Source organism: Streptomyces sp. G45, from assembly GCF_049542095.1.
GTDB lineage: Bacteria > Actinomycetota > Actinomycetes > Streptomycetales > Streptomycetaceae > Streptomyces.
This window is the reverse complement of the sequence record NZ_JBMUZU010000001.1, coordinates 1,599,665-1,618,603: the sequence shown is the minus strand read 5'-3', so window position 1 is coordinate 1,618,603 and position 18,939 is coordinate 1,599,665. Positions and strand designations below refer to the sequence as shown.

The following is an 18,939-nucleotide window of genomic DNA, read 5'->3' as shown; positions in this document are numbered from 1 at the left end:
CCGCCCGGGAAGCCGCCCCGCACCGGACCCTCGTATCCCGTATCTGGGATAGGGTCCCGTATATGGGATACGAGGAGGAGGGTGCCGTCGGCGGCACCGACGTCGACGCCCGGCTCGCGGCGCGCCTCGCCGGGCTGCGCGCCGAGCGCGGCTGGTCGCTGGGCGAGCTGGCGGAGCGCAGCGGGGTCAGCCGGTCCACGCTGTCGCGCGCCGAGCGGGCGGAGATCAGCCCCACCGCGGCCGTCCTGAACCGGCTGTGCGGGGCCTACGGGCGCACCATGTCGCAGCTCCTGAGCGAGGTCGAGGCCGAGCCCGCGCGGCTGGTGCGCGCCGCCGACCAGGCCGTGTGGACGGACCCCGGCGCCGGGTTCACCCGCCGGTCGGTGTCGCCGCCGCTCGCGGGGATGCGCGGCGAGGTCGTCGACGCGACGCTGGCGCCCGGCGCCGACGTCGCGTACGACCGGCCGCCCGTGCCCGGCCTGGAACAGCACCTGTGGGTCCTGGAGGGCGCGCTCGACGTCACGGTGCGGGACGAGACGCACGGCCTCGCGGCCGGGGACTGCCTGCGGTTCCGGGTGTGGGGCGCCACGCGCTTCCGCTGCCGCGGCGAGCGGCCCGCGCGGTACGCGCTCCTGGTGGTGGCGCCGTGAGCGCCGCGCGGCGCCTCGACGGCGGGCAGGTGGCGGCCCTCGCCGAGGAGTTGGGGGACCTCCTCGTCGACGCCGTGGACGGCGGCGCGTCCGTCGGCTTCCTCGCGGGCCTGGACCGGGCCGACGCCGCCCGCTGGTGGCGCGACCGGGCCCCGGACGTGACCGCGGGCCGCGTCGCGACCTGGGCGGTCAGCGACGGCGGGCGCCTCACCGGCACCGTCAGCCTCGCCTTCGCCGACAAGCCCAACGCCCGCCACCGCGCGGAGGTCGTCAAGCTGCTCGTCCACCGCGACGCCCGCGGGCGGGGCCTCGGCCGGGCCCTGCTGGCCCACGCCGAGCGCGAGGCGGCAGCGGCGGGCGTGACCCTGCTGCTCCTGGACACCCAGACCGACAGCCCCGCGGAGGCCCTGTACGCGTCGGCCGGGTGGACCCGGCTCGGCGTCGTCCCGGACCACGCGGCGGACCCGGCGGGCGTACTGTGCCCGACGACGCTGTTCTACAAGCTCCTGCGGACGGGGTGACCCGCGCCCCCAGCCCCCGCCTGCCCGCCCCCCGGCTGACACGCCCCGGCGGCGCGTGTGGGCCCCGTGCCAGTGGCGTGTCAGTGGCGTCACGCACAGTGGGCGGGTATCCACGCGACCCGAGGAGGGAAATGACGTGGCAGCCTACACAGGCCCCGGACGCGACACGCTGAGCGACGTCCTGGACTGGGCGGTGGTCAGGGGCGGCGCCCCCAGCGTCGCCGTCCAGGTCCAGGACGGCGACGGCACCTGGTTCGACGCCGCGGGGACGGCCGACGCCGCGACCGGGGAGGCCCGCGCGCCGGGCGAGCGGCTGCACTTGGGCGGCATCTCCCAGGCGTACACCGCCGCCACCGTGCTGAGCCTGGAGGCCGAGGGCAGGCTGAGCCTCGACGACACCGTGGAGCGGTGGCTGCCGGGCGCGCTCGCCGGGAACGGCTATGACGGCTCCCGGGTCACCGTCCGGCACCTGCTGTCCCACACCAGCGGCCTGTTCTCCACCGGCATGGCCCTGGAGGTGCAGCGCCGCTACGGCACCCGCGCCGCGTTCCGCGAGCACCGCTACGACGTCTGGCGGCGCGAGGACGTGCTGCGGCTCGCCGTGTCGGAGCCGCCCGCGGGCGCGCCGGGCGAGCGGTTCTGGTACTCCACGGGCGGCTACGCGTTCGCCGCGGCCATCGTGGAGGCGGCCACCGGCAACAGCTTCGAGTCCGAGGTCGACCGGGCCGTGGTCCGGCCGCTCGGCCTCACCCACACCTTCGTACGCCATCGCGCGGACCCCGGTTACTGGGGCCCGCACCCCAGGCTGCACTCGAAGATGTTCTTCAGGGACGGCGTGCGCCCCGAGGACGTCACACCCGACAACTGGCCGTCGCTCCTGGAGGATCCGGCGCTCCCGCCCCTGGACACCACCAAGGCCAACACGTCGTGGGCCTGGGGCGCCGCCAACGTCGTGGCGCCCCTCGACGAGCTGATCGTGTTCATGGACGCGCTGATCACCGGCGACCTGCTCCCCGAGGCCCAGCACCGCGCGATGTGGGCCACGGAGTCCACCAAGGGCGCCCACTGGCTCGCCCACACCGCCTACGGCCTCGGCGTGTACGAGCTGACGCTGTCCGACGGGCGGACCCTGCGCGGCTGCACGGGTGCGAGCACCGGCGCCCACGCCCTGGTCCTCGGCACCCCCGACGGCCGCCGCACCCTGGCCGCGCACGTCGCCAACGACTACTCCGGCTTCCCCGTCTTCGACCGTCTCCTGGAGGCCGAGTTCGGCGCGCCGGGCTTCGCGTACGACCGCTGAGGGGCCGCCGCCCGAGGGACCCTCGTCCGCCGCGAAGGGTTGGCGTCCCGCGCGCGGGGGAGGCGTTGCCGGGACAGCCGACGAAGCGCAGCCGCACAGGGGGCCTTTCGATGCCGTACACCTCGGGACTGATGACCGCGTCCGACGGCGTGCCCGTCGCCACCTACACCTGGACGCCCGCCGACAGGCCCCGCGCCGTCGTGCAGATCGCGCACGGCGCCGCCGAACACGCCCTGCGCTACGACCGGTTCGCCCGCCACCTGACCGCGCACGGCTACGCGGTGGTCGCCTCCGACCACCGGGGGCACGGGGCCACGGCACAGGCCACGGGCGGCTACGGGGTGGCGGAGGGGAAACCGGACGCCTGGCGCGCCATCGTCGACGACCTCAGGGGCGTCGGCGACCAGGTCCGCGCCCTGCACCCCGGAGTGCCCGTCGTGCTGTTCGGCCACAGCCTCGGCTCGATGCTCGCGCGGGACTACGCCCAGGAGCACGCCGACGGGCTCTCGGGACTCGTCCTGTGCGGCACGTTCCGCTCGCTGCCCGGCGCGGAGGTCGGCGGTGCCCTCGCCCACCTGGAGCGCGAGGTCGCCGAGCACGGGCCCGCGGCCCCCTCGTCCTTCGTGCCGCGCCTGTTCGCCTCCTTCAACGACCCCTATCCGCACCGCACCGGCTTCGAGTGGCTCTCCCGCGACGAGGCGGAGGTGGACGCGTACGTCGCCGACGAGCGCTGCGGCTTCCCGTTCTCGGCGGGCCTGTCCCTGGCCTGGACGCGCGCCGTCCGCAAGGTCAACGACCCCCGGCACCTGGCCGACATCCCCGCCGACCTGCCCGTCCACGTCGTCGCGGGCACCGAGGACCCCTGCAACCAGCGGATGACGCTGGTGTACGAACTCCTGGAGGACCTGCGCTACGCGGGCGTGCGCGACCTCACCTGGAAGGGCTACGAGGGCGCGCGGCACGAGATCCTGAACGAGACCAACCGGGACGAGGTGCACGAGGACCTCACGGCGTGGCTGGACGCGCGAGTGGGGTGAGGACCCACCGGGGAGGGCCGGGCGCCCGGCCCTGGAGGGTGATTGTCAGTGGGCTTGGCTACCGTCTTTCCATGGTCAACGCCGACGACGTACGCCGCACCGCCCTCGCCCTGCCCGACACCACCGAGAAGATCGCGTGGAGCATGCCGACGTTCCGCGTCGCGGGCAAGATGTTCGCCACGCTGCCCGAGGACGAGACGTCCATCGCCGTGCGCTGCCCGAAGCTGGAGCGCGACGAACTGGTGCTCGCCGAGCCGGACAAGTTCTGGATCGCCGACCACGAGGCGAGCTTCGCCTGGGTGCGGGTGCGCCTCAGAGCCCTGGACAAGGAGGAGCTGGGTGACATCCTCGCCGACTCCTGGCGCCAGGCCGCGCCGACGAAACTCCTCGACGCCCACCCGGAGTTGGGAGTGCCCGCCGCCGACTGACCGCCGCCGACTGACCGCCGGGGCCGCACCCCCGCGGGGCGCTACCGGCCCGCTGCCACGGCCGCCCGCCCGCCTGCCACGGCCGCCCGCTCGCCGAGGAAGGCGCTGATCCGCTCCCGCAGCGAGGCGGCGTCCAGGCCGTGCGCCCGCAGGTGCTCGTCGACGCGGCCGTAGCGGCGCAGCTCGCGGCGCCCCACACCGAGGCCGAGGACCCGGTGAGGTACGTCGGCGAGCGCGTCGTTGGCGGCGGCCGTCGACGTCCCCGCCAGGTACGGCTCGACCAGCACGACGTCGGCCGTGGCGCCGACGGCCCGGCGCAGCGCCGCCCCGTCGAAGGGCCGCACGGTCGTCGCGTACAGCACCGTCACGTCGAGCCCCTCGGTCGCCGCGAGCACGTGGTCGAGCATCGGCCCGACGGCGACCACGACGCCGCCGCGGCCCTCGCGCACGGTCAGGAAGCGCTCGCCGTCGACGGGCATCGGCGCCGCGTTGCTCTGCACGGACAGCCGGACGTAGACCCTGTCGTCCTTGCCGGTGCCCGCGCCGACCGCGTGCCGCAGCAGCGCCTCCGCCTCGTCGGGGTGGCCCGGCACGTGCGTGGTCCAGCCGTCGAGCGTGTCGATGAGCGCGACGTCGCCCGGCGACATATGGGTGAAGCCGCCCTCGGGCCAGTCGAACGAGGCCGCGGCGCTGACCAGCACCCCGCCCACGTTCTGGTGCCCGAAGTCCAGCTTGAGCTGTTCGAAGGGCCGCTCCACGAGGAAGCTCGCGAAGGTGTGCACGACGGGCCTGAGCCCCGCCAGCGCCAGCCCGGCACCGGCGCCGATGAGCAGCTGCTCCCGGATGCCGACGTTGATCACCCGGTCCGGGTGGGCGCGCAGCGCCTCGTCGAAGGCGCCCACGCCGATCTCGGCGAGCACGACGGCGACCCGCGGGTCCTCGTCGAGCAGTCGCGTCATCACCGGGGCGAAGCGGTCACGCATGGTGTCCATGGGAGGGGGTCCTTCCGGAAGTCCGAGGAGTGGGGGAGGGGAGGGAGGGGGCGGAGCCGCAGGGGAGGGGGAGCCGGTGGCGGCCGTGGTGGTGGCGGGGTCAGGCCACCCGCGGCTCCTGCGCCGACTCCCGGGGCTCCACGCGGGCGATGACCGCGTGCGGCCGCCCCGGATGCGGCGCGGTGTAGGCCTCGTACAGCGCGTCGTGGTCGCGGCCGTCGACGGTCCGGGTGGACCACCCGGCCGCCGCGAAGCGGGCGGCGATGCCGCCGGGCCGCGCGTAGCTCGCCGACGCGTTGTCGATCACGAGGGTGTGCAGCCGGTCCAGGCCCGCGGGCCCGGCGTAGGCGATGGCCTCGTGGTTGCTGCCCTCGTCCAGCTCCGCGTCCCCGACGAGCACCCACACCCGCGGGTCGGTGAGGCCGCGGGCGCGCAGACCGAGGGCGGTGCCGACCGCGAGCGGCAGCCCGTGCCCCAGCGAGCCGCTGCCTATCTCGGCGCCCGGCACGAGCACCCGGTCCGGGTGGTGCCCGAGCGGCGAGTCGTACGCCCCGAAGTCCGCGAGCCAGTCGACCGGCACGAAGCCCTTGGCGGCCAGGACCGCGTAGTACGCCATCGGTCCGTGCCCCTTGGAGAGCAGGAACCGGTCCCGCTCCGGGTCGTCGACGCGGTCGGGTGTGACCCTCAGCACGCGGTCGTACAGCACCCACAGCGCGTCGAGCGTCGACGTCGCGGCGGGTCCGTGCTTCTCGTCCCCCGTCATCCGGCTCATCAGGCCGGGCAGATCGGCATAGGTGAAGGTGCGCTGCGTTGTCGTCGTCATGCCGACGAGCGTGCAACCTCGACTTTGGTTGAGGTCAAGAGCCGAAAGGTGGGAGCGATCACCGGTCGGAGTGCGGTATTGTTTCGGTGCGCGTTCGGCCAGGGGGAAACCCCAGGTCACACGGGCAACGGGACGTGGCGCAGCTTGGTAGCGCACTTGACTGGGGGTCAAGGGGTCGCAGGTTCAAATCCTGTCGTCCCGACTTTTCGAAGTCGTACGCCAGAGGCCGCATCGGAGACAGCCGATGCGGCCTCTGGCGTTTCTCGCGCTCTGCTGGGGCGGCCCTTCGTCCGGACGCCTCCCTGCGCTGTTCGTGTGCCTCCGTGGGCCGTCCCCGCGCCTCCCATGGGGCATTGGTGTGCCAGGAGAGTGCCAAGGTCGGACGGGAGTGATGCCTCGAACGCTTGCGCGTGGCGCCAGAGTGGTGCGACGATGGCGCCATGGAACTCACGCGGTATGTCGACTACCTGCGCCAGGAGCTCTCGGGCGCGGTGGAGTCGGGAGACGAGGAGACGCGCGAACTCGCCGAGCGGCTGGTCGCGCCGCTGGCGTCCGCCGTCCGGCTCACCCTCCTCGACGCCCTGTCGGCCGCCGCGGACGAGATCACCCGTGACCTGGCTCCCGGCTCGGTGGAGCTGCGCCTGCGGGGCCTCGACCCGACCTTCGTCGTCTCCCCGCCCCCGGAGGGCCAGCGGTACGACGACGGCCCGGACCACCAGTACGACCACGGGCCGCACGGCATGGCGCCATCGCTGCGGCCCATGGCGCCAGTGGCGGTCAACGGGGACGACGGAGCGACATCCCGCATCAACTTCCGGCCACCCGAGCACCTCAAGGCCCGGATAGAGGAGGCCGCCGGGCGCGAGCGGCTCTCGGTCAACGCCTGGCTGGTCCGCGCGGTGTCCGCGATGCTCGACTACGACGACCGCGGCCGCCGCGCCGAACAGCGCCCCCGCGGGGCGCACCCGGCACGCCCCAGCGCTACACGGGCTGGGTGAACTAGACCGGCCCGCCCAAGCCCGGACCAGGCCACCAGGGAGCGCACGACGACCGACGACAGACGAGACCGAACGGGGACGCGGCCGGTCCGCACCGGCCGTTGAGAAAGACCGGCCGCGCCCCCGTATGAGAAGGCCAGTGACAAGGCCAGCGAAGCCCGCCGACGAGAAGGCCAGCGATGCCCGCGTATGAGACGCCACAGCCCATCTCCGTCACGATCGACCTCGTGATCGGGGACGTCCGGGTCGCCGCGGCGCCCCGCACCGACACGGACGTGGAGGTGCGCCCCAGCGACCCGCGGCGCCCGGCGGACGTCGCGGCGGCCGAGCGCACCCGCGTCGAGCACACGCGGGGCGCGCTGCGCGTGAGGGGGCCCCGGCAGCGGGGCTTCGGCAAGGCCGGTTCCGTGGCCGTGACGATCGCGCTGCCCGCGGGCTCGGCCGTGCGCGGCGCCGCGGGCGTGGCGGACCTGCGGGCGACGGGACGGCTCGGCGCGTGCCGGTTCACCACCTCCGTCGGGGACATCCGGCTTGAGGAGACCGGACCGCTCGACGTGTCCAGCTCGGCCGGGGACATCAGCGTGGACCGGGTGCGCGGCCGCGCCGAGGCCACCACCGGAACGGGCGACGTACGGATCTGCGAGGTCGCGGGCCCCGCCATCGTGAAGAACCGGAACGGCGACAGCTGGCTCGGCGAGGTGACCGGAGACCTGCGTCTGAGCGCGGCCAACGGCGCCCTCACCGTCGGCAAGGCCCACCGGGCGGTCGACGCCAGGACCGCCAACGGCGACATCCGGATCGGCGAGGTCGTGCGCGGCTCGGTGGTGCTCGACACCACCAGCGGGCGGCTCGACGTCGGCATCGGCAGCGGCACGGCCGCGCTGCTCGACGTCTCGTCCCGGGCGGGCAGCGTGCACAACTTCATGACGGCGGCCGACGGGCCGGGGACGTCCGACGACACCGTCGAGGTGCACGCCTGCACCCGCGCCGGTGACGTCGCGATCCACCGGGCCTGACCGACCGCGGGGCCGCGGACGCCGCGCCCCCCAGAGCCTCGGCACGAGCGTGCTGCCGCACGCCGGTGCCGATCCGGCGGCCCTGGAGACCGACCTCCCCCGGCGGTTTCCAGGGCCGCACCCCTGCCGGTGCGCGCCCGCGCGGGGCGGGGACACCGGACATCTCGCGCCGAATTCTAGGCGAGCCACGGCCCCCGGAGCGCGGTTCGCGAACACCGGCCGGAACCAGCCCCCGTACTCGTCGCCTTCGTACGCGTGCCCCGCACGCGTACCCACTCACGCTGTGGTGCCCACTCACGCTGTGTTCCCCAACGCGCCTCGCCGTTCGCGTAGTCGGCAACTCGCCCATAGCGCACGGACCGAACAATCTTGACGGAATCCGCGCTCCGTCAAGGGCCCGGCAAGGACCCATCAAGGCCCCGTCAAGGCACGTCGAGTAAGCGACCCCGCACCGGAATTCACGGTTTGTGCCGTGTTCCTGAATTCCCGTATGCGACACGCCAATTTCGCGGAGTGTGTTCCGGGCCGCCGAGAGGGGTCACACCAGGTGCAGGCGTTCCGGACTCATCCGGGGATGGGGTGCGGGACAGCGCGGAAGATGCCGGGGAACCGGCCGGTGGGTCAGCCGCTGATAGGTGTACGCGGCGGAAACGAGCGTCATGTGGTGGTACCAGCCGGGGAAGGAGCGGCCCTCGAAGTCGAGGAGCCCGAAGTGACGTTCCATCCCCGTGACCGCCGTGGTGGTGCCGGTGCGGAACGCGGCGAGTGAGGCAACGTTGTCGAGTCGGCGGTGCGTGAGACTGGTGATCCACATGCTGCCCGAGCGGCCCTCGGGGAGCACTTCGGTGAAGAGCCGGTACGGATACTCGGGGGTGGCGCCCGGGCGGGCGCCCGGAAGCCGGACGAGCACGGACCGCACCGCGACGCTGCGCTGCCGCCCGTCCGGCGTGGCGACGAGGACGGTGTCGCTGCCGCCGGTGGTCACATGGGCCCGGGCGCTGACCGGCTCCGGGCAGCCCAGGGCGCGCTCGCCCACCGGCAGGACCTTCAGGTGCTGGGGGACGGCGATCACGAAGTCCCGCGCCCGCTGGCTGAGTCCGCGCAGGAAGAGCCCCACGTCGGGGTCGTCGCTCATGTCGGCGACGACGGGCGCGGACGTGGGCTCCGTGCGCGACTCCAGGGTGTCGACCAGGTCCAGGGCCTGGGCCCACAGCGGGCGGTAGCGCACCTCGTCCGGTATGCGCGCGCGGCGGCGCAGCTGGGCGTCCTCCGTCCACGGCGCGGGCAGCAAGAGCCGCCAGTCGACGGGGACTTGCAGGGCGCCGATGCACAGGAAGGCGCCGAGGCCGAGCTGGCAGTTCAGGGTGCGGCCGGTGGTGGGGTCGAAGTAGCGATGCACCCCCACGGAGCGGTCGCCGCGCTTGGGCAGCACCGCGCGGCCGATCGCCCAGGTGGGCGCCGGGCCGTGGCTCTCGGCCCAGCGCGTCAGCTCGTCCATCACCGGGGTCCAGTCCCAGGGGCTCAGGCTGACGAACTGGCGCAGCGACTGCACGGCGGTGGGGGAGGCCGAGACGGCCCCGGCCAGACGGCGCACGGACTTCTTGCCGGGCGTGACGAGCAGCCCCGCCAGATAGGCGCCCGCCCACTTGCGCTGGTCCGACCGGCGCAGATTCCGGAAGACCCGGTTGGTGAAGTCACTGAAGGGCGACGCGAGATGGGGACCCGGTTCCTCGTCGGACGGCGTCGACGTTGGCGATGCGCAGGGCACAACCATGCTGCGATCCCTCCCGGACGTCCCTGTGCGGCGGCTGCCGAGCGTCGAGTCTAGGATCCGAGAGCGCGTCACACCATCTTGCTGCGGGCGTGACTGATGTGGCAACCACGGTGGCAAACCAGGGCAACGCGCTTGTGAGGCACGGCCGGTGGTACACGGCCCGCCGAGGGGTGCAGGGACGGGGGCGCGCGTGCGGCGGGCGCCGGCGGTGCGGGGCTCGTGCTCCCCGAGCCTCCTCGGCGGCTCCGCTTCCGCTTGCCCGGGTCCTTCCCCGCCCGCCCCTCCGCGGGCTCCGCTACCCATGGGTACGTCGCCGTGCACCTCCCCCTCCATGAGTACGGCGGAACTCCGCATGGTTGGCGGGCACATGGCGACCGAGGGGGCGCACTCGGCGCTTCAGGAGACAGGTCGGGGAAAGGCGTTAAAGGTTCGTATGGAAAGTGCTAGAGTCCACTAGCACCCTGGGGATTCGGCTACTGAGCAGTAAAGGTGACGATATGTCACTTTTTGTGAAGGTTCGGGTCCCGGTGAACTCGACGAGAGGTTCCGGCCTCCTGTAGGTCCCCTTCTCTTCTGCAACAGTTCGAGTTCACAGGGTGGTTGGCCGAATTCTTGCCGCCGCTGGCGGAAGTTGATCGGCAAAGCCCCCGCTCCCGGGGTCCTGAGGAGGCTCGCGCCACACCAGGACAGGGATAGCGGTGCTGGGCTATCTTGTTCGGACTTCGAAAAGTCGCGACGAGCGACGGCCTCTTCCTTGAATCACCAACAGGGACCGGGTTCTACTCGGGTAGGCCTTTGGAAGAGACCGCTGTGAAGCCGGGCCATCGGAACCGACGGGGGACACGTCGCCCGCCGATGGCAGGGTCGGGGCAGCGGTCGAGGCGAAACGGGGCGAGTAGTTGAACGGGGCGAGTAGTTGATGTACGTATCCGCACACATGCCGACTGAATGCCTTCCGCGCAGCCCTGAGGGATGCGCCGAACGGCCGGACCTGCCCGTGCTCTGTGCCGGTGGCCTCCTCGAACGGTGAGGGCGGCCCGACGGCGGGATGCGCTCACGCGGCCACCCCGGCGGGTTCACCTGTGAGTTGACGGAACTCTGACGACCCGACTCGGCAGTGGCTCGAAAGGGCTCTCATCCGGCCGATCGGCTGTGATTCATCGGCCAGCCCGTGCCGCGCGCCACGCGCGGCGGACCGGTCCCCCGCGGACCGGGTCACGGCTGTCCTACCCGCATGGCTTTCTCCGTTCGGACGCGGCCTGTTGGGCCTGCGTCCGTACGAAGTTCATTCACATGGAGGCATGATGACGAACCAGGTCGGCGACCTTGAGGACTCGAAGGTGGTGCTGTTCCGTAGGGGCGCGAACGCGGTCCCGCGGCAGCGCCGAGTGGACGAGCGTCGTGGCCAGGTACTGACGACGAAGGTCGGCCTGCAGATGCCGGTCGGGCTGACCTTCGAGGACTGGGAGCGGGCCGGACGCCAGCTCTCCGGAATCGTAAACTCCTCTTCCTGGTGGCTCGGGGACTGGCTGGTATACGGCAAGGACCACTACACCGACCGCTACCAGCGCGGCATCCGCGCGGCGGGCCTCCAGTACCAGACCCTGCGCAACTACGCGTGGGTCTCCCGCCGCTTCGACTTCAGTCGGCGCCGCGCGGCGCTCAGCTTCCAGCACCACGCCGAGCTGGCCTCGCTGCCGATCGACGAGCAGGAGCTGTGGCTGGACCGCGCCGAGCAGATGCAGTGGACCACCAAGCAGCTGCGCAGCGCCATCCGCGTGGCGCGCGAGGACGAGGCCCGCGACGGCACCCAGACGCCGGAGACCATGCGGCGCCTCGCGGTGCCGGGCAGCCGACTCCAGTGGTGGCACAAGGCGGCCGAGCAGTCCGGCATCGACTTCGAGCAGTGGGTGCTCGCGACGCTGGACAACGCGGCCGAGCGCGCGCTTGAGGACGACGAGAGCGACGAGAAGACGGGCATCAGCGCCTGACGACCCGTCGGCTGACGGCATCCATACGTGAGCCCGTACTCCCAAGAGGGGTACGGGCATCGCGTGTTGATTCCCCGTCAGGCGTTCGCCTCAACGGTTGTGCCGCCAACAGGCCGAGCACGGTCGAGAGGCGGCGCAGGGTTTAGAGGTGGCGCAGGGCCTAGAGGCGGCGCAAGTGAACTGATTAACCGTCAGAAAAGCGGCACAAGCCGCAGCGCCCGGCGGCGCGAGCCCGAAGTCCCGTGAGTGACGAGGGTGGAGTTGGGCTCACACCACCGGGCGCGGAGCCGGGCGCGCACGGCCGCCGGTCGGTCGCCCGGCGGCCCGGCGGCCCGGCGGCCCGGCTCAGGCCGGTTACGGCAGCTTCTCCATGAGCGCCGCCGCGGCCTGGTGCCGCGTGCACTCGCGCGCGCCGAACGAGCTGCGCACCCGCTCCTGGATCTCGTCCGGCTGCTCCTGGCTCAGCTTGAACATGCCCTCGGCGCCCGTCACCTTGAAGGTGAACGCGCCCACCGCGGGCACGATCTTGCGGAAGTAGTCGAGCGATTCGGACATGTCCCATCCGGCGCCGAAGTCACCCTCGTAGGCCCGCACGGTGGCCTTCACGACCTCCAGGGTCTCCTCTATGCCGTCGATCTTCTCCACCACGCCGTGCACATGGACGGAGGTGAAGTTCCAGGTCGGCGCCGCCGGTGTCTTCTGGTAGACCGTCGGGGAGACGTAGCCGTGCGGGCCGGTGAACGTCAGCAGGTTCACGGTGCCCGACTCCAGCGCCTTCCAGTGCGGATTGGCGCGGTTCATATGCCCGAGCAGTCGACCGCCGGACAGGTCCTCGGACCACTCGCCGGTCCACTCCGGGTCCCTGATGACCGGCAGATGCGTGGCGAACGGGCCCGCTTCGGGAGTGCCGTTGCTGACGAACAGCGCCAACGGGTTGGAGCGGATCAGCTCGACCATCCACGAGCTGTCCGGCTGACGGTACTGGCTCGGAACGAACATCCGGAGTTCACCCTTTCGTTATTCTCACTCACGGTACGGCGCCAAGTCGCCGACGCTACCAACGCTTTGCGTGGCGTCACCAAAGAATGCGGGCGCGGGACACTTCTGTCCCGTCGGCGGGACAGTGACGGGCGCCCGCCGGGCGTCGCGGACCAGGCCCTCTTGAAAGGTCCGTCCGGCCCATCTAAGTTGGCGTGGCGGTGTTCCACGGCGCAATACTTAATGCGTGTCTCCCGGACCGACCGGTCGAGATGTTCGTCACCGTGAGGCGGGCCTGAGAAACGAGAGTTGACAGCCAAGAGTCAGCAGCATTTCAGACCAAGGCCCTCTTGGGTAACCGCAAATGCCTCACCGAAGATGCGGAAGTCCCTGTCGAAGCTACACCAGCGGGAGATTGTCTATGGGTACGCGTGCACACGAGATACACGACATCGTCGGCATCGGGTTCGGCCCGTCCAACCTGTCCTTGGCCATCGCCCTGGAGGAGCACCAGGCCAGCGCCGAAGGGCAGCCGGTCAGCGCGGTCTTCTTCGAGCGCCAGGAGGCGTTCGGCTGGCACCGCAACATGCTCCTTCCGCAGGCGACGATGCAGATTTCGTTCCTGAAGGACCTGGCCACGTTCCGGAACCCGCATTCGCGGTACAGCTTCGTGTCGTACCTGCACGCTTCGGACCGTCTGGTGCAGTTCGTCAACAACCAGGACTTCTTCCCGACCCGGCAGGAGTTCCACCAGTACCTGGAATGGGCGGAGGCGAACTTCCGGGACCGCGTCAGCTACAACTCGGAAGTCACCGGAATCCGGCTTTCCGAAGGCGCGGACGCGGCGGAATCCGGCGCCGGGCAGCACCTCGAAATCGAGGTCCGGGACACCGTGAGCGGTGCCACCCGCGTGGTGCGGGCACGCAACGTGGCCGTCTCCACCGGCCTGGTGCCGCGCATGCCCGACGGCATGGAGCGCGACGAGCGCGTCTGGCACAGCTCGGAGTTCCTGGACCGGTACGGCAGGATGAAGCCCGAGGAACTGGGGCACGTGGCCGTGGTGGGCGCCGGGCAGAGCGCCGCCGAGATCACCAAGTTCCTGCACGACATGCTGCCGCAGGCCCAGGTGTCCGCGATCCTGCCGTCGTACGGCTACTCCGTCGCCGACGACACCCCCTTCGCCAACCAGGTCTTCGACCCGGCCGCGGTGGACCACTACTACTTCGGCAGCGACACCACGCGCGACGCGTTCTGGCGCTACCACAAGAACACCAACTACTCCGTGGTGGACACCGACGTCATCCGCGAACTGTTCCGGCGCGCGTACGAGGAGGAGGTCGCCGGGCACAAGCGGCTGAACTTCCTGAACCTGACCCGGGTCAAGGAGGTCAAGCGCTCCGGCAACGACACCCGCGTCGTCCTGCACTCGCTGCTCGACGGCGAGGGCGAGCAGGAGGTGGACGTCGACGCGCTCGTCTTCGCGACCGGGTACAGCACCATGGACGCCACCGGCCTGCTCGGCGACCTCGACCGGTTCTGCCGCCGCGACGAGCAGGGCAAGCACCGCGTGGAGCGCGACTACCGCATCGTCACCGACCCCGAGCTGACCTGCGGCATCTACCTCCAGGGCGGCACCGAGCACACCCACGGGCTCACCTCGTCCCTGCTGTCGAACATCGCCGTGCGCAGCGGTGAGATCGCCGACTCCGTCGTCCGGCGCCGCGCCGGGGCCGCCCCGGCCCCCGCGGCCGACTAGGACCACCCACCGTGACGGCCCGTCAGCGCCGCTGACGGGCCGGTCGTGCGTGGTGCGTACACTGAGCGGCATGCACGGAGCGCGTACACGGACCGACGGTGTGTGCACGGACACGGACATAGGGTGGGCCCCGCGGCCGTCACCGGCCGCGGGGCCCACCCTTCGTCACGCGCTCAGCGATGCGCCGCCGACGTCACGCGGCGCCGTCCGCCGCCATCGCGTCGCGCAGGCTCTTGGGCCGCAGGTCGGTCCAGTTCTGCTCCACGTAGTCCAGGCACTCCTGGCGGCCCGCCTCGCCGAAGACGATCCGCCAGCCGGCGGGGACCTCGGAGAACGACGGCCACAGCGAGTGCTGCTCCTCGTCGTTCACCAGGACGTAGAACCGGCCATCCGCGTCGTCGAACGGGTTGCTGCTCATGCTCACTCCATTTCCGAGGGTCTGTGGTCGGCCGGACGGCTCCTCGGGCTCCGCGGATTCCCCGTCCTGCGGAGCATCGGCGAAAGGAGAGACCGGCCGGTGTGCCGGGCGCCCCGTCGCGGACCTGCCGCCCGCGGGCAGAGCACCGGCCCGGCCATTGTCGTTCGCGACGGCCCCGGCGTCCAGGCCTCCTCGGCCCGCACCGAATTACCCTGTGCCCCGGCCCGTTCGCATTGCCGGACCGTGAAATCCTCACAGCCACGGGAACGAAATACCGTGAGAAAAGCCCCGGTCCACCGGAACGGCCCGCACGGCGGAGACCGGGCGGATGGTGAGCGCGCTGTCCCGTCCACGGGACAGCGCCAGTGCCCGAAGCCCTGAATTGCCTGTAGTTTGTTGCAGGTTGTCGGACGGTGACGTCCGGTGTCCGTCGCCCGGTGAACCTCTGCGCCGCCCCCCATTCGACGCGATACGAGGCTTCGGAGGTCAGAACCCATGCGTGGCGGCACGGGTGCGCGCGGCAGCGCTGCCCGCGGGACCGGCGGACGGTTGTCGAGTTACGGTGCGCTGCCGTCGGAATCGATGAATGCGGCGGCGCGGATCATGTCATTGCGGGTGGTCCCCCTCGGCCTTCCCGGGCAACTGGGAACTTCCACTATAGGAGTAGTAGCGCCATGAGCGTCACGGCAGCACAAGGATTTACGGCCGCAGGCGTGGCGGCCGGAATCAAAGACAACGGAAATCCCGATCTGGCCCTGGTCGTGAATAACGGCCCGCGCCGGGCGGCGGCGGGCGTCTTCACCGCGAACCGCGTGAAGGCCGCGCCGGTGGTGTGGAGCGAGCAGGTCATCAGGACCGGCTCGGTCGGCGCCGTCGTCCTCAACTCCGGCGGCGCCAACGCCTGCACCGGCTCCGCGGGCTTCCAGGACACCCGCGCCACGGCCGAGAAGGTGGCCGCGGGCCTCGGCCTGCGCGCCGGAGAGGTCGCGGTGGCCTCCACCGGACTCATCGGCGTACGCCTGCCGATGGACAAGCTCCTGCCGGGCGTGGAGACCGCGGTGGCGGCCCTGTCCGAGGACGGCGGCGAGGCGGCGGCCATCGCCATCAAGACCACCGACAGCGTCCACAAGACGGCCGTGTACGAGGGCGAGGGCTGGACGGTCGGCGGCATGGCCAAGGGCGCGGGCATGCTCGCCCCCGGCCTCGCCACCATGCTGGTCGTCCTCACCACCGACGCCGACCTCGACGGCAGGGCCCTGGACAAGGCGCTGCGCGCGGCGACCCGGGTGACCTTCGACCGGGTCGACTCCGACGGCTGCATGTCCACCAACGACACCGTGCTGCTGCTGGCCTCCGGGGCCTCCGGGGTGGCGCCGGAGCACGCCGCGTTCGCCGCGGCCGTGCGCGCGGTGTGCGAGGACCTCGCGCGGCAGCTCATCGGCGACGCCGAGGGCGCCTCCAAGGACATCCGCATCGACGTCATCAACGCCGTCACGGAGGACGACGCCGTGGAGGCCGGGCGCTCCATCGCCCGCAACAACCTCCTGAAGTGCGCCATCCACGGCGAGGACCCCAACTGGGGCCGGGTCCTGTCCGCGATCGGCACCACCTCCGCCACCTTCGAGCCGGACCGCCTGAACGTCGCCATCAACGGCGTGTGGGTGTGCAAGGACGGCTCCATCGGCGCGGACCGCACGTCCGTCGACATGCGCGGCCGGGAGGTCGTCATCACCGCCGACCTCGCCGCGGGCACCGAGTCCGCCACGCTGTGGGCCAACGACCTGACCGCCGAGTTCGTCCACGAGAACAGCGCGTACTCGTCATGAGGACCAGCACCCACGAACATCCCGCACTGGTCAAGGCGCAGTCCGTCATGGACGCGCTGCCGTGGCTGGACCGCCACCAGGGCATGATCTGCGTCATCAAGTTCGGCGGCAACGCCATGATCGACGACGAGCTGAAGGCGGCCTTCGCCCACGACGTCGTCTTCCTGCGGCGCGCCGGACTGCGGCCCGTCGTCGTGCACGGCGGCGGCCCCCAGATCAGCGCCGCGCTGAAACTGCACAACATCGAGAGCGAGTTCAAGGCCGGGCTCAGGGTCACATCCCCGGAGGCCGTCGACGTCGTCCGGATGGTGCTCGCCGGTCAGGTGCAGCGCGAACTGGTCGGCCTGATCAACCAGCACGGCCCGCTCGGGGTCGGCATCACCGGTGAGGACGCCGACACCATCACCGCCGTCAAGCACTGGCCGGTGGGCGACGACGGCGAGAAGGTCGACATCGGGCGCGTCGGCGAGATCGTCGGCGTCAACCCCGGTGCCGTGGAGGCCCTGTTGGCCGACGGCCGGATACCGGTGATCTCCCCGGTGGCCCGCAGCGTCGACGACCACCACATCTACAACGTGAACGCCGACACCGCCGCCGCCGCGGTCGCCGCCGCCCTGAACGCGCACACCCTCGTCTTCCTCACCGACGTCGAGGGACTGTACGCGGACTGGCCCAACAGCGACGAGGTGATCAGCAGGCTCAGCGCCAGCGAGCTGGAGCAGCTGCTGCCGACGCTCGCCGACGGCATGGTCCCGAAGATGGCGGGCTGCCTGCACGCGGTGCGCAACGGCGTCGGCAGCGCCCGGGTGATCGACGGCCGGGTGCAGCACTCGGTGCTCCTGGAGATGTTCACGCGCGAGGAGATCGGCACGCTGGTGATGCCGGACGAACAGGGCCCGCGGTGAGCGCCGCCGGGCGGGGGCCGCGACGGGCGCGGCCGACACGAGCCGACGAAGAGGGGACGGGATGAGCGAGGGCACACCGGGCGCCGACGGCACCGCGGGGCCGGACGGCACGGGCGGCAACGCGCGGCTCACCGCGCGCTGGCAGGCGTCGCTGATGGACAACTACGGCACGCCGCGCGTGCCGTTGACCCGCGGTGAGGGCGCCGCGTTCTGGGACGCGGACGGCAGGAAGTACCTGGACTTCGTCGGCGGCATCGCGGTGAACTCCCTGGGCACCGCGCACCCCGCCGTCGTCCGCGCCGTCAGCGAACAGGTCGGCAGGCTCGGCCACGTGTCGAACCTGTTCGTCGCCGAGCCGACCGTGCGGCTCGCCGAGCGCCTGCTCCGGCTGACCGGGCGCACCGGCCGGGTGTTCTTCGCCAACTCCGGTGCCGAGGCCAACGAGGCGGCCTTCAAACTCGGCAGGCTCACCGGGCGCCGCCGCGTGGTCGCCACGGAGGGCGGCTTCCACGGCCGCACCATGGGCGCGCTCGCCCTGACCGGCCAGCCCGGCAAGCGCGCCCCCTTCGAGCCGCTGCCCGGCGACGTCACCCACGTCCCGTACGGCGACACCGAGGCGCTGCGCGCGGCCGTGGACAGCGACACCGCGCTCGTGGTGATCGAGCCCATCCAGGGCGAGAACGGCGTGGTCGTCCCGCCGCCCGGCTACCTGACGGCCGCCCGCGAGATCACCCGCGCCACGGGCGCCCTGCTCGTCCTCGACGAGGTGCAGACCGGCATCGGCCGCACCGGCCACTGGTTCGAGTGCCAGGCGCAGGGCGTCGAGCCGGACGTCCTCACGCTCGCCAAGGGCCTCGGCGGCGGCCTGCCGATCGGCGCGACCCTCGCCTTCGGCCCGGCAGCCGACCTGCTGACGCCCGGCACCCACGGCACCACGTTCGGCGGCAACCCCGTCGCCTGCGCCGCCGCGCTCGCCGTACTCGACACCATCCACGCGGACGGGCTGCTCGACCACGTCAAGCGCCAGGGCGAGGCGCTGTGGCGGGGCATCGAGGACCTCGGCCACCCCCTGGTGGACCGGGTCCGCGGCGCCGGGCTGCTCCTCGGCATCGTCCTGACCGAGCCGCTCGCCGCCCTGGTGCAGCAGGCCGCCCAGGACGCGGGCCTGCTGGTGAACGCCGTCGCGCCGGACACGATCCGGCTCGCCCCGCCACTGATCGTCGGCGAGGACGAGGTGACGACGTTCCTGCGGGCGCTGCCCGGCGTACTCGACCGGGCGCGGCGGGAGGCGGGCGCGGGCTGATCCGCACCCACCGAGCGCTCCGCTCCGTACGAAGCGGGTGACCGGCCGTACCGGACCCGAGCCAGGCGCACAGGGCCGACCGAGCGAGGCGTACTGAGCCGAGCGGGCCCGACAGGGCCGACAGGGGCCGACAGGGCCGAGGGCCGTCCACGTACCGGTGGGCGGCCTTCCGGTCATCGGGCCGCGGGCCGTGTGCCGCGGGCAGCGCGTCTCGGGCCGCGTC

General features: G+C 72.2%; 17 protein-coding genes and 1 tRNA gene. 13 read left to right on the top strand and 5 right to left on the bottom strand.

Annotated features, from left to right (window positions below; translation table 11 throughout):
* The first annotated feature begins 62 nt into the window (after window positions 1–62).
* The 5 genes from ACOBQU_RS06380 (at window position 63) to ACOBQU_RS06360 (ending at window position 3,936) form a co-directional block, all read left to right on the top strand.
* Window positions 63–650 (top strand): helix-turn-helix domain-containing protein, encoded by a 588-nt coding sequence (locus tag ACOBQU_RS06380; RefSeq protein ID WP_423624915.1) that lies wholly within the window; start codon window positions 63–65, stop codon window positions 648–650.
* Window positions 647–1,171: a GNAT family N-acetyltransferase gene (locus ACOBQU_RS06375; RefSeq protein ID WP_423624914.1), complete on the top strand. Its 525-nt coding sequence runs from the start codon at window positions 647–649 to the stop codon at window positions 1,169–1,171. Before ACOBQU_RS06380 ends, ACOBQU_RS06375 begins: the two co-directional genes overlap by 4 nt.
* A 136-nt stretch (window positions 1,172–1,307) precedes the next feature.
* The gene (locus tag ACOBQU_RS06370) at window positions 1,308–2,471 is read left to right on the top strand and encodes a serine hydrolase domain-containing protein (protein WP_423624913.1); all 1,164 of its coding nucleotides are present in this window, start codon (window positions 1,308–1,310) and stop codon (window positions 2,469–2,471) included.
* Window positions 2,472–2,581: 110 nt separating this feature from the next.
* Window positions 2,582–3,508, top strand: a complete 927-nt coding sequence (locus ACOBQU_RS06365; RefSeq protein WP_423624912.1) for an alpha/beta fold hydrolase — start codon at window positions 2,582–2,584, stop codon at window positions 3,506–3,508.
* Between the two features lie 71 nt (window positions 3,509–3,579).
* Window positions 3,580–3,936, top strand: coding sequence for an MmcQ/YjbR family DNA-binding protein (locus ACOBQU_RS06360; protein WP_423624911.1), 357 nt, complete (start codon window positions 3,580–3,582; stop codon window positions 3,934–3,936).
* A gap of 41 nt (window positions 3,937–3,977) precedes the next feature.
* On the opposite strand, the gene ACOBQU_RS06355 is transcribed toward ACOBQU_RS06360, so the two are convergent.
* Both ACOBQU_RS06355 and ACOBQU_RS06350 read right to left on the bottom strand, forming a co-directional pair.
* Entirely contained in the window at window positions 3,978–4,928 is a 951-nt protein-coding gene (locus ACOBQU_RS06355; RefSeq protein WP_423624910.1) for a transketolase family protein, read from the bottom strand.
* A gap of 100 nt (window positions 4,929–5,028) precedes the next feature.
* Entirely contained in the window at window positions 5,029–5,751 is a 723-nt protein-coding gene (locus tag ACOBQU_RS06350) for a transketolase (RefSeq protein ID WP_423624909.1), read from the bottom strand.
* Between the two features lie 128 nt (window positions 5,752–5,879).
* Here ACOBQU_RS06350 and ACOBQU_RS06345 point away from each other — a divergent pair.
* The 3 genes from ACOBQU_RS06345 to ACOBQU_RS06335 all read left to right on the top strand — a co-directional run bounded on the left by ACOBQU_RS06345 (window position 5,880) and on the right by ACOBQU_RS06335 (window position 7,765).
* Window positions 5,880–5,953, top strand: a tRNA-Pro gene (locus tag ACOBQU_RS06345).
* A 238-nt stretch (window positions 5,954–6,191) separates the two neighbouring features.
* Window positions 6,192–6,749, top strand: coding sequence for a hypothetical protein (locus tag ACOBQU_RS06340; protein WP_423624908.1), 558 nt, complete (start codon window positions 6,192–6,194; stop codon window positions 6,747–6,749).
* A gap of 179 nt (window positions 6,750–6,928) precedes the next feature.
* Window positions 6,929–7,765 carry a DUF4097 family beta strand repeat-containing protein gene (locus ACOBQU_RS06335; protein WP_423624907.1) on the top strand — a complete coding sequence of 279 codons (837 nt, stop codon included), beginning with the start codon at window positions 6,929–6,931 and terminating at the stop codon, window positions 7,763–7,765.
* Between the two features lie 538 nt (window positions 7,766–8,303).
* On the opposite strand, the gene ACOBQU_RS06330 is transcribed toward ACOBQU_RS06335, so the two are convergent.
* Window positions 8,304–9,539, bottom strand: a complete 1,236-nt coding sequence (locus ACOBQU_RS06330) for an IS701 family transposase (RefSeq protein WP_423624906.1) — start codon at window positions 9,537–9,539, stop codon at window positions 8,304–8,306.
* Window positions 9,540–10,840: 1,301 nt separating this feature from the next.
* On the opposite strand from ACOBQU_RS06330, the gene ACOBQU_RS06325 reads away from it, so the two are divergent.
* The gene (locus ACOBQU_RS06325; protein ID WP_423624905.1) at window positions 10,841–11,530 is read left to right on the top strand and encodes an LmbU family transcriptional regulator; all 690 of its coding nucleotides are present in this window, start codon (window positions 10,841–10,843) and stop codon (window positions 11,528–11,530) included.
* 354 nt (window positions 11,531–11,884) lie between these two features.
* Here ACOBQU_RS06325 and ACOBQU_RS06320 read toward each other — a convergent pair whose 3' ends face one another.
* Window positions 11,885–12,529, bottom strand: coding sequence for an FMN-binding negative transcriptional regulator (locus ACOBQU_RS06320; protein WP_423624904.1), 645 nt, complete (start codon window positions 12,527–12,529; stop codon window positions 11,885–11,887).
* Between the two features lie 400 nt (window positions 12,530–12,929).
* Between ACOBQU_RS06320 and ACOBQU_RS06315 the strand changes: the two genes are divergently transcribed.
* Window positions 12,930–14,264 (top strand): lysine N(6)-hydroxylase/L-ornithine N(5)-oxygenase family protein, encoded by a 1,335-nt coding sequence (locus ACOBQU_RS06315; RefSeq protein WP_423624903.1) that lies wholly within the window; start codon window positions 12,930–12,932, stop codon window positions 14,262–14,264.
* A 193-nt stretch (window positions 14,265–14,457) separates the two neighbouring features.
* On the opposite strand, the gene ACOBQU_RS06310 is transcribed toward ACOBQU_RS06315, so the two are convergent.
* Complete coding sequence (locus ACOBQU_RS06310; RefSeq protein WP_423624902.1) at window positions 14,458–14,682, bottom strand: MbtH family protein; 225 nt, start codon at window positions 14,680–14,682, stop codon at window positions 14,458–14,460.
* 674 nt (window positions 14,683–15,356) lie between these two features.
* Between ACOBQU_RS06310 and argJ the strand changes: the two genes are divergently transcribed.
* The 3 genes from argJ to ACOBQU_RS06295 all read left to right on the top strand — a co-directional run bounded on the left by argJ (window position 15,357) and on the right by ACOBQU_RS06295 (window position 18,716).
* Window positions 15,357–16,508 (top strand): bifunctional glutamate N-acetyltransferase/amino-acid acetyltransferase ArgJ, encoded by a 1,152-nt coding sequence (gene argJ, locus ACOBQU_RS06305; RefSeq protein ID WP_423624901.1) that lies wholly within the window; start codon window positions 15,357–15,359, stop codon window positions 16,506–16,508.
* Complete coding sequence (gene argB / locus ACOBQU_RS06300) at window positions 16,505–17,413, top strand: acetylglutamate kinase (protein WP_423624900.1); 909 nt, start codon at window positions 16,505–16,507, stop codon at window positions 17,411–17,413. Before argJ ends, argB begins: the two co-directional genes overlap by 4 nt.
* A gap of 61 nt (window positions 17,414–17,474) precedes the next feature.
* On the top strand, window positions 17,475–18,716 hold the full coding sequence (locus ACOBQU_RS06295; protein WP_423624899.1) for an acetylornithine transaminase: 1,242 nt from the start codon (window positions 17,475–17,477) through the stop codon (window positions 18,714–18,716).
* The last annotated feature ends 223 nt before the right edge of the window (window positions 18,717–18,939 follow it).